This window comes from Acinetobacter pittii (genome assembly GCF_034064985.1).
GTDB classification, from domain to species: Bacteria; Pseudomonadota; Gammaproteobacteria; order Pseudomonadales; family Moraxellaceae; genus Acinetobacter; species Acinetobacter pittii_H.
Window position 1 is genome coordinate 1,482,614 of the sequence record NZ_CP139249.1, and the last position, 13,159, is coordinate 1,495,772.

The 13,159-nt window shown below is 37.6% G+C and carries 12 protein-coding genes; 9 read left to right on the top strand and 3 right to left on the bottom strand.

The annotated features are described in order from the left end of the window. Positions 1 to 77 precede the first annotated feature (77 nt). A complete protein-coding gene (locus tag SOI76_RS07125; protein ID WP_153301268.1) occupies positions 78 to 230 on the top strand; it encodes a hypothetical protein in 153 nt (50 codons plus the stop codon). 26 nt (positions 231 to 256) lie between these two features. Beyond that, positions 257 to 2,485 carry a phosphocholine-specific phospholipase C gene (locus SOI76_RS07130; RefSeq protein ID WP_104078866.1) on the top strand — a complete coding sequence of 743 codons (2,229 nt, stop codon included), beginning with the start codon at positions 257 to 259 and terminating at the stop codon, positions 2,483 to 2,485. 48 nt (positions 2,486 to 2,533) lie between these two features. Here the strand turns inward: SOI76_RS07130 and SOI76_RS07135 are convergent, their stop codons facing one another. Further along, entirely contained in the window at positions 2,534 to 2,968 is a 435-nt protein-coding gene (locus SOI76_RS07135; RefSeq protein ID WP_104078865.1) for an acyl-CoA thioesterase, read from the bottom strand. Further along, positions 2,968 to 4,125: an iron-containing alcohol dehydrogenase gene (gene gbsB / locus SOI76_RS07140; protein WP_104078864.1), complete on the bottom strand. Its 1,158-nt coding sequence runs from the start codon at positions 4,123 to 4,125 to the stop codon at positions 2,968 to 2,970. Before gbsB ends, SOI76_RS07135 begins: the two co-directional genes overlap by 1 nt. A gap of 341 nt (positions 4,126 to 4,466) precedes the next feature. On the opposite strand from gbsB, the gene SOI76_RS07145 reads away from it, so the two are divergent. The 6 genes from SOI76_RS07145 to pldB all read left to right on the top strand — a co-directional run bounded on the left by SOI76_RS07145 (position 4,467) and on the right by pldB (position 9,401). After that, entirely contained in the window at positions 4,467 to 4,796 is a 330-nt protein-coding gene (locus SOI76_RS07145) for a YcgJ family protein (RefSeq protein WP_205668385.1), read from the top strand. 289 nt (positions 4,797 to 5,085) lie between these two features. Then, positions 5,086 to 5,316 (top strand): hypothetical protein, encoded by a 231-nt coding sequence (locus tag SOI76_RS07150; RefSeq protein ID WP_039761891.1) that lies wholly within the window; start codon positions 5,086 to 5,088, stop codon positions 5,314 to 5,316. A 371-nt stretch (positions 5,317 to 5,687) separates the two neighbouring features. Beyond that, positions 5,688 to 6,182: a low molecular weight protein-tyrosine-phosphatase gene (locus SOI76_RS07155; RefSeq protein ID WP_104078862.1), complete on the top strand. Its 495-nt coding sequence runs from the start codon at positions 5,688 to 5,690 to the stop codon at positions 6,180 to 6,182. A 27-nt stretch (positions 6,183 to 6,209) separates the two neighbouring features. Then, a complete protein-coding gene (gene murB, locus SOI76_RS07160) occupies positions 6,210 to 7,244 on the top strand; it encodes a UDP-N-acetylmuramate dehydrogenase (protein ID WP_032054015.1) in 1,035 nt (344 codons plus the stop codon). Between the two features lie 4 nt (positions 7,245 to 7,248). Further along, positions 7,249 to 8,373, top strand: a complete 1,125-nt coding sequence (locus tag SOI76_RS07165; protein ID WP_032054014.1) for a YdcF family protein — start codon at positions 7,249 to 7,251, stop codon at positions 8,371 to 8,373. Then, positions 8,373 to 9,401, top strand: coding sequence for an alpha/beta hydrolase (gene pldB / locus SOI76_RS07170; protein WP_016140682.1), 1,029 nt, complete (start codon positions 8,373 to 8,375; stop codon positions 9,399 to 9,401). Before SOI76_RS07165 ends, pldB begins: the two co-directional genes overlap by 1 nt. 143 nt (positions 9,402 to 9,544) lie before the next feature. On the opposite strand, the gene SOI76_RS07175 is transcribed toward pldB, so the two are convergent. Beyond that, a complete protein-coding gene (locus SOI76_RS07175) occupies positions 9,545 to 11,218 on the bottom strand; it encodes an FMN-binding glutamate synthase family protein (RefSeq protein WP_032054012.1) in 1,674 nt (557 codons plus the stop codon). Between the two features lie 671 nt (positions 11,219 to 11,889). On the opposite strand from SOI76_RS07175, the gene hcaT reads away from it, so the two are divergent. Further along, entirely contained in the window at positions 11,890 to 13,053 is a 1,164-nt protein-coding gene (gene hcaT, locus SOI76_RS07180) for an MFS transporter (RefSeq protein WP_205668356.1), read from the top strand. The last annotated feature ends 106 nt before the right edge of the window (positions 13,054 to 13,159 follow it).

Genomic DNA, 13,159 nt, shown 5'->3' on the forward strand with positions numbered 1-13,159 from the left:
AAATATTTGGGTCATGTCACTGTCATTGTACTTTTCTATGTTAGCCATTTTAGATTTTAAATGGACTATATATCGTCATGAAAAGGCAATGCACTGGAATAAATAGTTTTAAATATTCATATTTTTTATTAATCGGCGCGATTCTGCTGAGTGGTTGTAACGACTCGGCAAATGATAATTCAAATACACCAGATACAGGTAAAAAGCCTGTAATGCGCTGTGCTCCATAAACTTAAATAATAAAAAGAACCTAATCATGATTACACGTCGTAAATTTTTAAATTACTCTTTAAATATGGGGTTTGGTGCTGCGGCATTGGCAGCGTTCCCATCTAGTATTCAAAAAGCTTTAGCAATTCCTGCAAATAATAAAACTGGAACCATTCAGGATGTCGAGCACGTTATTATTTTAATGCAGGAAAACCGATCTTTTGACCATTACTTCGGAACATTAAAAGGTGTTCGAGGGTTTGCTGATCGTTTTACGATTCCTTTGCCAAGTGGCCGGCGTGTTTGGGAGCAGCTTAGAAGTAATGGGCAAGTTCTAACGCCTTTTCACTTAGATGGTACAGCCAATAATGCACAGCGTGCAGATGGTACGCCTCACACATGGGATGACAGTCAGCTGGCTTGGGACAATGGGCGTATGGCGCACTGGCCAACCCACAAAACTGATATATCTATGGGTTATTTTAAAGAAAAAGAAATTCCATATCAGTTTGCGCTTGCGAATGCTTTTACGATTTGTGATGCCTACCATTGCTCTATGCATACTGGAACAGATGCAAACCGCTCTTTTCATTTAACGGGTACAAATGGGGTGACACCGACCAAGCGTTCATTTGTAAACAATGAGTGGGACTGGATTGATGGTAACCCAGCAACGGCAGACCGTGGTTATACATGGAAAACTTATGCCGAACGCTTAGAAGAAGCAGGGGTAAACTGGATTTGTTATCAAAATATGCCAGATGAGTGGGGTGATAACATGCTTGGTGCATTTCGTTCGTTTAGAAAGGCCAACATTGCATCTGGCTATCCTGTTTCAAGCGGTGGAGAGCCGAATAAACCGTATGCCGATACGGGTCAAAAACTACCGTATAAAGCCTATGATGCGGCTACTGATAATGCCAAAAATCCACTCTATAAAGGCATTGCAAATACGCTACCAGGTAATAAACCAGAAGAGTATCTCGACGCTTTTAAAAGAGACATTCGTGAAGGGAAGTTACCTCAAGTTTCTTGGATTAACGCGCCATCGATATACTGCGAACATCCAGACCCTTCAAGCCCGGTTCAAGGAGCTTGGTTTATTCAAGAAATTATTGATGCATTAACTGCTGTACCAGAGGTGTGGAGTAAAACGGCTCTGCTCATCAACTTTGATGAAAATGATGGTTACTTTGACCATATGCCATCGCCATCAGCACCATCTCGACTCAAAAACGGCCAGTACGCAGGTAAATCGACATTAAGCAGTGTTGATATGCAGGATGAATATTTTGATCATGCTGCACCTGAGGGGAGTCATTCACAGCCTACACCTGATGGACGAGTTTATGGCCCGGGTCCTCGTGTTCCGTTATATGTGATTTCCCCATGGAGCCGTGGTGGTTGGGTCAACTCACAAGTTTTTGATCATACTTCCGTGCTCATGTTTTTAGAAAAACGTTTTGGAGTAAAAGAGCCGAATATCAGTCCATACCGCCGTGCAGTGTGTGGTGATTTAACTAGTGCATTTAACTTTAAAACACCAAATGCAGATGTTTTACCGCAGCTGAATGGTAAACAAACACGTTTACAGGCTGATGAGTTAAGAGAAAATCAAGAAGCTTTACCAGCTGTGCCTGTACCCACGGATACAAAGTTACCGATTCAGCAAAGTGGTATACGTCTTTCACGTGCGTTACCTTACGAGTTGCATACCAGTGCACGCTGTAAAGCGGATGGCAAAGTGCAATTAATATTCTCTAATACAGGTACGCAAGCTGCGGTTTTTCATGTTTATGACAAACTCAACTTAGACCGTATTCCAAAGCGTTATATTGTCGAGCCGAATAAAACTTTAGATGATGAATGGGATGCTTTAAAAGATAACTTGGGTCGTTATGACCTATGGGTACTTGGTCCAAATGGCTATCATCGTCATTTCAAAGGGGATACTCAACGTATTGTTGATAGTGGCGTTAAACCTGAAATTCGAGTGTGCTATGACATTGCCAATGGTGATGTTTATGTCGAACTTATGAATGATGGTACTAAGGATGCGATCTTGACGGTAAAACCGTGTGCATATCGACAAGATGCGCCGTTACAACTTACCGTAAAAGCGGGACAGGTTGTTAAGCAGCATTGGGCTTTAGCTGATGTAGGGCATTGGTATGATTTTGAAGTTACGAGCCAGAGTGATCCGTATTATTACCGACGTTTTGCGGGCCGAGTTGAAACGGGTGAAGACTCTTTTAGTGATCCTGCAATGATGTAAGTTTAGGTGGGGCAAAAGAACAAATTAATTTTCTTTTTGCCCCATTTTTTATAATAAATAAGTTTTTAAAGCTTCACGAACTGACTCAGAAATTGGCACAGTCTTACGCGTTTCGCGATCAACAAATACATGTACAAAATGTCCTTGAGCTGAGGCTTGGTCTTGACCTTGTTTAAAGATCGCCAATTCATAACGTAGTGAAGTCGTACCGATTTTACCAATCGCAACACCTACTTGAATAATTTCAGGAAATGACAACTCTTGTAAAAAGCTACATGCTGAATCAACCACTAACCCGATTGATTTTGCTTCATGAATATCAAAACCTGTTTTTTGAATCAGTAAAACATTGGCTGCTGTATCAAAATAGCTATAGTAGGTCACATTATTTACATGACCGTAAATATCGTTATCCGCCCAGCGAGTTTGAATATCTAAAAAGAATTTAAATTGATCGCGGGTTTTTAAAACGGGTTTAGTCATCAATGAATCGCCTGATAAATTGCCAAAGCAGCGGCTTCTGTCATGTCACGTGGGTTATTTTGTAGTAAGCGGGTTTGCAACATGGCATCTTGAGCAAGTCTAGGTAAGCTAGACTCATCAATACCCAGATCTCTAAGTTTTAAAGTCAAACCACTACGGTCTAAATGGTTCTGCATATGGTCAATAAACAGATCACATAGACCATCGGTGCTGCCATTACTATATGGATCTAACCATTGCATAAGCTCTGCATAATATTGTTTAGCATGTGGTGCATTAAATTTTAATACTTCAACCAATACTAAGGCATTGGTGTGACCATGCGAAAGATGAAAATGTCCACCCAGTGGATAAGCTAAAGCATGTACCGCAGCAACGGGCGAGTTTGCAAATGCCTGACCTGCAAGCATTGAGCCGAACAGCATATTTTGCCTTGCTTCCAAATCATTGCCGTTCTTAAGAACTTTCGGTAAGTTATGATTTAGTAGCTTGAGTGCATGTTTGGCTAAAATATCGGTATAAATATTTTTCTTATGTTTAGAGGTGTATGCCTCAATGGCATGCACCATCGCATCAATACCTGTCGCAGCAGTAATATGGGCTGGAAGGTTTTGAGTAAAGGTTGCATCAAGAATTGCTGTGTCGGCATACAGTACTGGAGAGACAATACCCATTTTTGTTGTTTCACCAGTAGTCACAATTGAGATTGGCGTTACTTCTGAGCCAGTACCAGCCGTAGTGGGAATTAAAATAAGCGGAAGGCGAGTTGTAGTGACCTGGTTTAAACCATACATCTCTTGCAAATGTTGAGTTTGGTTGGGGTGTGCGAGTAAAGCAATAACTTTTGCAACGTCCAAAGAGCTACCACCACCAAAACCAATAATGACATCGACATTTTGCTGTTTTGCATAATTGGCTGCATGTAGTACTACTTGTTCAGGCGGATCAGCTTGCACATCAGCATAGATGACATATTCAATATTGAGCGTATCTAAAATTTGAAGGATGGGACGGTGTAATTGATTTTTAATCATGCCTGCATCGGTGACTAGCAATAACTTACGGTAAGCTTTTGACGACAAAACATTTTGTAATTCTTGTATAGAGCCTAAGCCAGAGATGATATTTGGAACGGTTTGAAATTGAAAATGGCTCATATACATTATTTCCTTATTTTTGAACATTATTGTTGAATGGCTCTATAAGATTCAATCTCTAAATAAGTTAGCATAAGAAACTTTAAAATAAAGTAGTTCTGACGTGACTATACTTTTCTTAAGCCTTGTGCTACCCATAGATAAATACTTTTTTGCAATGTTGGGTCCGACATGTAAGTGAGGATTACCAAAATATTTAAACCCTCGTCGAAAAGTGGGCTTTTTGTTATTTATAGTGTTCTGTAGATTTTCTGGAAAGCTTCTAATTTATATAATGCCTTAACAATTTATAATTTTATCGGTTCTAAAAAGTGAAAATTTCTAAAACTTTTCTTAGTATTATGGGATGTACGTGTTTGATGCTTAGCTCGGCAGCAATCGCGAAAACCAGCTCTAGTGTATATTCGCCTACAAAAGGTGTAATTTGTGATAAATATATTTGTGCTGACAAAAAAGGTGTATCTAAAAAACTTACAGCTAAATACTTAGGCACTTATAAAGCGAATAAAGCCTTCTCTCAAGGTGATTTTGATACTTCAGCGTTTACGCTCTCAAATGGTGTGTTCTGTGATACTAAAACGAAACTATGCCATGTCGATCGATACTTTGAGAATGGGCATCTCAGTAAAATTGATAGAACTATGACAGATAAACTTTTCAAAAATAAATGATTTTTCTATTGCAGAAATGAGGTAAATATCTCTGATAGATGAGTCTATCAAAGTAAAATTAAATCGCAAAAGACCCCGCTAACTATCGACTAATGGCGGGGTTTTTTATTATTAAGTATTTCTGTAATATCAATTTAATAGTATAGGGTGAAAAAATACTAAATGATCAGGGGTAATAATTAATAAGGGAGAGTTTAGTTTTCGGTAGGATCTTTTCTGATTGGGAAGGGAAAAAAGATCTTTTTATTATTAAGAAAAAACATAATTTTTAGGTGGAATTTAAATAGTGATGTACACAATTAGATATGTTCATCGGAACAACACTTACTATATTGCTTCGAACAATAAAGGAAATTTTATTATTCTTGAGTCACTTGATTCAGAGTTTCGTATGGGCCATCAAATTTCATATGATGGTGAAAAAGTATTTAATCTGACACTAAACGATGAAACAGATGCAGTCATTAAACTGGAGAGTAACGAAAAAGGCGCATATGAGTACTTACATTCAGTTAAGTAAATAAGCTTTTTTATTCTTAAGTATTTCTGTAAGATCCCCGAGTTGCTTTAAACAACAATAAACCTGAATGATCAGCGCAAAAGTCATAAGGGGAAAGCCTACTTGAAAGAGTAGGCTTTTTTTATATTGTGTCTCGTGTTCTTTGAAATGGCTGAGTCATAAGAAAGAACAAAGACCAAATAGTTTATCGACTGATTTATCAACTTTTAATCTATTGATAAACATTATTTTCCTTTTCAACCCATGTGAGTTTTGACAAAATGCAACAAGTCACAATGGTCAATGCGGTTGTCACAAATTTATACTTTGTTAAGATTTTGCATGCCCCCAATTTATTTTTATTTAATTCAAAAGTTTGGATGTAATTTCTAATGGAAACACAATATAAGGTGTTATGTGTCTGTTTAGGAAATATTTGCCGTTCTCCCACGGCTGAGGTGGTTTTCAGACATTATTGTGATGCTCATCAACTCAGTGTTATTGTCGATTCAGCTGGAACCAGTAATTATCATCCAAATAAAGCGCCTGATCAGCGCAGTCAGTTGCATGCTAAAAAAAGAGGCTATGACTTATCGTCTTTACGAGCAAGACAGCTTTCAACTCAAGACTTTTTAGAGTTTGATTTGATTTTAGCAATGGATCATCAAAATTTTGAAGATATTCATGTAGTACTGCAAAGAGCAGTCTCACAATTTGGCGCTCATCAAATTCGTGCAAAAGTAGCTTTAATGAGTGAGCATGATCCTGAATATCCACAACAAGCGTTGCCAGATCCTTATTATGGCGGTGCGGATGGCTTTGAGCGTGTACTCAATCAATGTGAGTCTAGTAGTTTGGCGTGGGTTAATATTTTAAAAAACAATTGAATGTTTAAGAATAGGTTTTTCAATACAATGCAAATTCAGAATCAAGTACAGCTTAAGCCATTCAATACCTTAAGTTTAGATGCAACTGTTTCTCACTATACTAAAGTTGCCAACATTCACGATATTGAAGAAGCTTTAGATTTTGCAGAGCAGCATCAGTTAAATGTACTTGTATTATCGGGCGGTAGTAATATGTTGCTGCCGCAGCAGATCAATGCTTTAGTAATTCATCTTGATATTCAGGGAATTGAAGTTTTATCAAACGAGCATGATTTTGTTCGGGTTAAAGTTGGTGCAGGCCAAGTCTGGCATGATTTTGTTTTATACAGCACTGAACAGAACTGGTTTGGTTTGCAAAATTTAGCCCTTATTCCGGGCTTAGTCGGCGCTTCACCCGTACAAAATATTGGGGCTTATGGGGTAGAGGTGGGCGAGTTTATTGAGTCAGTACAAGTGTATGACCGTAAATTAAAGCAAACTCAAACAATTTTAGCGGCTGACTGCCATTTCGCCTACCGCCATAGTATTTTTAAAGATGATCCAAACCGCTACATTATTACGCATGTCACTTTTAAATTACTTAAACAGCCACATTTAAAACTTAACTATGGCGATTTGAAACAAGCAGTTGGAGATAATCAGACTGCTGAAAATTTACAAAATCAGGTCATCCATATTCGTCAAAGTAAACTTCCTGATCCAAAAGAATATCCAAATGTAGGTAGTTTCTTTAAAAATCCGATTGTTAGCCCTCAAGAGTTTGAGCGCTTAGTCGCACAATTCTCAACAATTCCTCATTATCCTCAAGCGAATGGAAACGTTAAAATTGCTGCAGGATGGTTAATTGATCAGGCGGGTTGGAAAGGGAAACAACTCGATATGGTGGGGATGTTCCATAAGCAGGCATTAGTTTTGGTGAATTATGCCAATGCATCTCTTACTGATGTAAAGAAAACTTATCAGGCTGTACAACATGATGTTGATCAGCGTTTCCATATTATGTTAGAACCAGAGCCTGTTCTTTATAACAGTTTAGGTTTAATTGAAAATCATACGGAATAGTTTTATGCCAAAAGTACACTTAATGGTACGTTTAGTCCAAGTAGTCACCGTACTATTTGTGCTATTAGGCTGTTTCGTGGTTTTTTTATATTCGCCGTTTTATTCAAAACTTATTGTAGCTGGCCTTAACTATTTTGTTCCTGTTGACGTTAATCAGGTTGCTGCTGAAAGCCAAAGACAGGCTTCGTTAAGTGAGCATGATAATTTAGAGCCAGGTTCGAATTTATGGATCGCTCGTCAGGCCTATTTAAAACTGACAGAGCAAGCGTTACGTGAAAAAAGAACATCTGATCTGACCTATATTCAAGAGAATTATAAAGCTTTACAGCAAATTATTCTTTTAGAAGAAAAGGAACAGGATACAGAAGAACAGGAAACCACGGTAACCGTTCCTCTAGTCGCTAAAAATTCAGAAATTGATGCTGCAGATGAGGCGAGTAGCCCTGTTGATGAAACACTTTTTATTAATAGTTCTGAAAATAAGGCACTTACCGAGCAATATACAGAGTTTTTAGCAAGAAAACCTGTAGTACCAGAGCATCAAGAAGCTGTCAGTGAACCTGAACAGAAAATCGAATATGTACGTAAAAATCCAATACCTGTACAACCTAAAAAGTTATCAGAGCCTTATGCAATTGTTGTGTTGGGTGGAGGATTAACTTTAGATAAAAATGGTAAAGATATTGTTGTTAATGGCTATACGCGTTTGCGATTAGAAAAAACTTTAGAAGTTGAAAAACAAAATCATTTACCTATTGTGCTGAGCGGTGTAGAAGCGCCTTATATGCAAGCTTGGTTAAAAGAGCGCGGTGTTGATGCCAAGCTATTAGAAAAGCGCAGTATGAATACATGTGAAAATACTCGTTTTAGTTCTCTATTGCTTCAGAAAAAGGGTGGAGCACCGACGGTCATGCTGGTTACAGATGAATATCATATGCCGCGTACACGCCGACTGTTTGCCTTAAATGGTATTGAAACTATTCCTGTTGTGGCTCCAATGCCAACTCCACTGACGCGCTGGCAACCAAGTGTACAAAATTACGATCATAGCCGCCGTGCAAATTATGAATTACTTGCGACAATTCGCGACATGTTGTTTGGCTCAAGTGATTGTCGAGAGGTTCCTTAATGTCAGATATTCCATTTCTCAATCCTGCCGTATTAAAACAATTAGATTTACCGGTTCCTAACCGTGATCTTACACCGCAGGTCTTGAGTCCACTTAATTTAAATACATTAGAAGAACCTTCTCGTGATTTGTTAGCTTACCGCAAATTATATGGTTTACATTTACTTGAGTGTGACCATTGGCAGGGCTATGTTCAAATGCCTTTATTCCGTTTGCATGTACAAGTTTTCAAACCCAAAGTAGAAAAAATACAAGGTACAGTTTGCCTATTGCATGGCTATCTTGAACATAGCGGTATTTATCAGCCAATTATCCGTGAAATTCTTGAGCAGGGTTTTAGCATCATTACTTATGATTTGCCTGGCCATGGATTAAGTGATGGTTCACCGGCCAGTATTAAAAATTTTGATCACTATCAGCAAGTTTTGATGGCTGTTTATCAATATGTAAAACATGCAGATCAATTGCCAAAGCCATGGGTCGGTATCGGTCAGAGTACGGGTGGTGCAATCTGGATGCATCACTTATTGGAATATGCTGAAAAACGTCAAGATCCGATTGTAGATCGAGTACTTTTACTTTCTCCTTTGATTCGACCGGCAAAAACTGCATGGTGGCATAACCCTGTTGGATTGGGCATTATTCGCCGTATTAAGCGTCAAGTACCAAGACATTTTAGACGTAATAATCATAATCCTGAATTTTTACGTTTCATTCGCTTAAAAGATCCGTTGCAACCCCGAATGATGGGAATGGACTGGATTTTGGCTATGTCAAAATGGATGCAGGAAATGGAAGCGCGACCTGCTTGCCGTATCCCAGTCTGGCTTGCACAAGGTGCTCTCGATCAAACGGTTGATTGGCGTTACAACATTGAATTTATTCGTCGTAAATTTAGGCTGCAAACGTTATTAATGCTTGAAGAAGGCTCTCATCAATTAATTAATGAGCGTGCGGATATACGTGCGGCTTTAACAGGGTTGATTCCGGCCTTTTTACATGCAAAGCCAAAACATTTTTATTATTAAAAATAATGCATCTATCCAAAAATTTTAGATAGATGCATGACTGAATCTGGGGGCTTTTTTTTAATTTTTGATAAAGCTGTATGAAGCATTTATAGGGAGAGGGTGTCCCCCTATAAATACTTAACTGATAAAATTAATATCAATTAAAAATGATTAGCATCCGCCATATTCCACATTCGATAATAAAAATTATCATCGTCATTATTAAGTTCAGATTGTAAAAGTTCACCTTCTTTTAAGAAAAAATGCAATTGAGCATAGTTCTTAATTTCACGGTCATTTACACGCTGAGCCAAATGATGGGCTTTAATATCAGAAGGATGACGTAAACCAGCAGCAGCAATCATTTCTGATAGTGCATGCAATGTGTTTTTATGGAAATTAAATACTCGTTCTGATTTAGTCGGTACATCAATTGCCTTTTGACGATCTTTATCTTGGGTTGCAACGCCTACTGGGCATTGGTTGGTATGACAGCTTTGTGCCTGAATACACCCGACGGCAAACATGAAACCGCGTGCTGAGTTAACCCAGTCAGCACCGAGTGCAAAAGTGCTGGCGATATCAAATGCACTAATGATTTTACCACTAGCACCAATTTTAACTTGATCTCTTAGCCCTGCACCCACAAGAGTGTTATGGACAAAGCGTAAGCCTTCGCGTAATGGCGTGCCAATATTATCACTAAACTCAATTGGTGCTGCACCAGTACCACCTTCAGAACCATCCACAACAATAAAGTCGGGAACAATTTTTGTTTCAAGCATTGCTTTAACAATACTCATAAACTGCCAAGGTTGGCCAATACACAGTTTAAAACCAACTGGCTTGCCGCCAGATAATGTTCGCAGCTTCTGTAAGAAATGCATCATTTCAATTGGGGTAGAAAAACTAGAATGCTTAGCAGGAGAAATACAATCATGATCGCGTGAAACGCCACGGATTTGGGCAATTTCTTCGGTAATTTTATGCTTAGGTAAGATACCACCATGGCCCGGTTTTGCACCTTGTGAAAGCTTTAATTCGATCATTTTGATCTGTGGCAATTGAGATTGTTTAGCAAATTTTTGCTCGTCAAATTTTCCATCTAGGGTACGACAACCAAAATAACCACTGGCAATTTGCCAAACAATATCGCCGCCATTTTCGAGATGATAAGGGCTTAAACTTCCTTCGCCAGTATCATGATAAAAACCGCCTAATTGTGCTCCTTTATTTAGTGCACGAATTGCATTCGCACTTAAACTACCAAAGCTCATGGCAGAAATATTCATAATAGAGGCGCTATACGGTTGAAGACATTGTGCATTACCCACCTGAATACGGAAACTTTTGGGATCTGCAGGTGGGCAAGGGCTTATTGAGTGAACAATGAAGCGATAATTTTCTTGATAGACATCGATGATTGAACCAAAAGGTTTATCTGCATTTTCATTTTTAGCACGTTGATAAACTAAGCTTCTTTGCATCCGTGAAAAAGGTAGAGCGTCTTGATCCGCTTCAATAAAGTATTGGCGAATTTCAGGGCGTATATCTTCAAACAAAAAACGAAAATGCCCCATAATTGGGTAATTTCTTAAAATTGAATGTTTATTCTGCAAAACATCATAAAGACCTAATAAGCTTAGGGCGCCTGTAACCACCCATAAACCGTTAAGGAGAGTGTCAGAGACAAAATAGTAGATACTATGAGGGGTATATACAGTACGAAACCACGTAATACTGAGCGCAGTAAAAATACATAAAAACCAAATAGAATGGCGTGAGAAAAATGTATTGAGAAATTTATGTCGAATGATTTGTGCTGGACTCGCCATATTGGAACAAATTCCTAATGTTTTACTGGCACATACCTTGCCAAGAAGCAAGTCAAACTACAAGTATGGAATTGTTAGCTCACACCTAAAATAAAATATAAAATCCACACAAATAATAAAAATTAAGAGGAATTATTTATTTTGGATAAATTCCATTTTTAAAATGTGAAATTACTAGGAGCTGAGAATTAAATTTTTTGCTTTTTATTGTCTTTTCTAGATCTCTTAATTAATTTAAAAAATCTAATATATTTTTTAATTTTACATAGCGAATTGGATTGGGGGAAAGAGGATGACTTAATTTAGATTTAAAGCGAAATTTTGAATATACCGGAATTTATAAGAGGATCTTATCGATAATGTTGTTTTAGGATGAGTAAAAACAGAAAAAGACAAATTAAAAAAATAAGAAAAAACATCTGATGATTAAATACCTTATGAATATTAAATGTATTTTTACACAAGTTAACAGATTATACAAATTAAATTACAGTTCCCTTTTCCTTATTTTTTTTCTTTCTTATCCATAAAAAATGCTTTTAGAGACAATTGAACTATCAGTAATTTAGTTATTTGTATTGCAAAACAAAGTGTTAAAATTAAAGAGTTGGGATGTTTTGATATATGACTATCTCTAATTTTAACCTATTGAAAATGCCAAGGTTTATAACGTGTTCCAACCACTTACCATCCAAACTCGACTCGGCGGATTCTACTTTTTCTACTATTCCATTGTGGGTACATTCATGCCTTATTGGAATTTATATCTTCAAGATCAGGGATTTAATTATCAAGAAATTGGTGTTTTATCCTCAATTGCGATTGTAACGCGTTTTTTTGCTCCTTTAGTTTGGGGGTGGATTGCTGACAAATCTGGTAAACGAATGTTGCTTGTTCGGGTAGCAACTTGGATGGAGTCGTGTATATGGTTGGCTATTTTTATAGTGCCAAATACTTTTCAATCAGTTGCTTTGCTTATGCTTATTTTTAGTTTCTTTCAAAATGCGATTTTAGCTCAATTTGAGGGAGTTACTTTATTTTGGTTGGGTGATCAAAAAGCTAAACTTTACGGCAAAATTCGTAAGTGGGGGTCTGTTGGGTTTATTGTTGGGGTATTCACTATTGGAGCAATTTTAGAAATAGTACCTATTTCAATGCTCCCAATTTTACTATTAATTATCGCGTCTCTAGCGTTTATTTGGTCTTTCACAATCCGCGAACCTGATAGCGCACCTACTTCCCAAAAATATTTAGAATCTTTACTTCCTGTTCTTAAGCGCCCAACAGTGGCTGCTTTTTTTGCAATTGAATTTATTCTACTTTTTTCGCACGCACCTTTTTATAGTTTCTATAGTAATTTTCTGAAATCTTTGAATTTCAATACGACTGAAATTGGATTTTTATGGGCTATGGGCGTTTTTGCTGAAATTTTTATGTTTTCAATTGCCTCAAAGATTTTTCAACGCTTTTCGTGGCGCAGTTTAGTGATTGTGTGTCTGCTGGTGACGAGTATACGTTGGATGCTAGTTGCAGTATTTTCACATTATTTTATTGGTCAACTTTTTGCTCAGTGTTTACATGCCTTTAGTTTTGGTTTATTTCACTTGATTGCAATGAGGGTTATTTTTCAAAACTTCTCAGCGGGGCAACAGGGCCGCGGACAAGCACTTTACAGCACGATGTGGGGATTAGGGGTAGCCTTTGGTAGTGTTTTAGCTGGGCACTTCTGGAAAATTCTTTCTGGTGAAGTCATTTTTATGTGTGCAAGTGCGGTAGTGCTATTAGGCTTAGGTTTTGTGACGTGGCTTCCCAAACAAATCGACTCTTCCACATAAGTTTGAGGTGAGATAAAACTTTAATAACTTTGTATTGAAAAAAGCAAATAAATATAAAAATTGTTTGATGAGCTATAGTCGCACGTTACAGTTGAAAAATATTGTT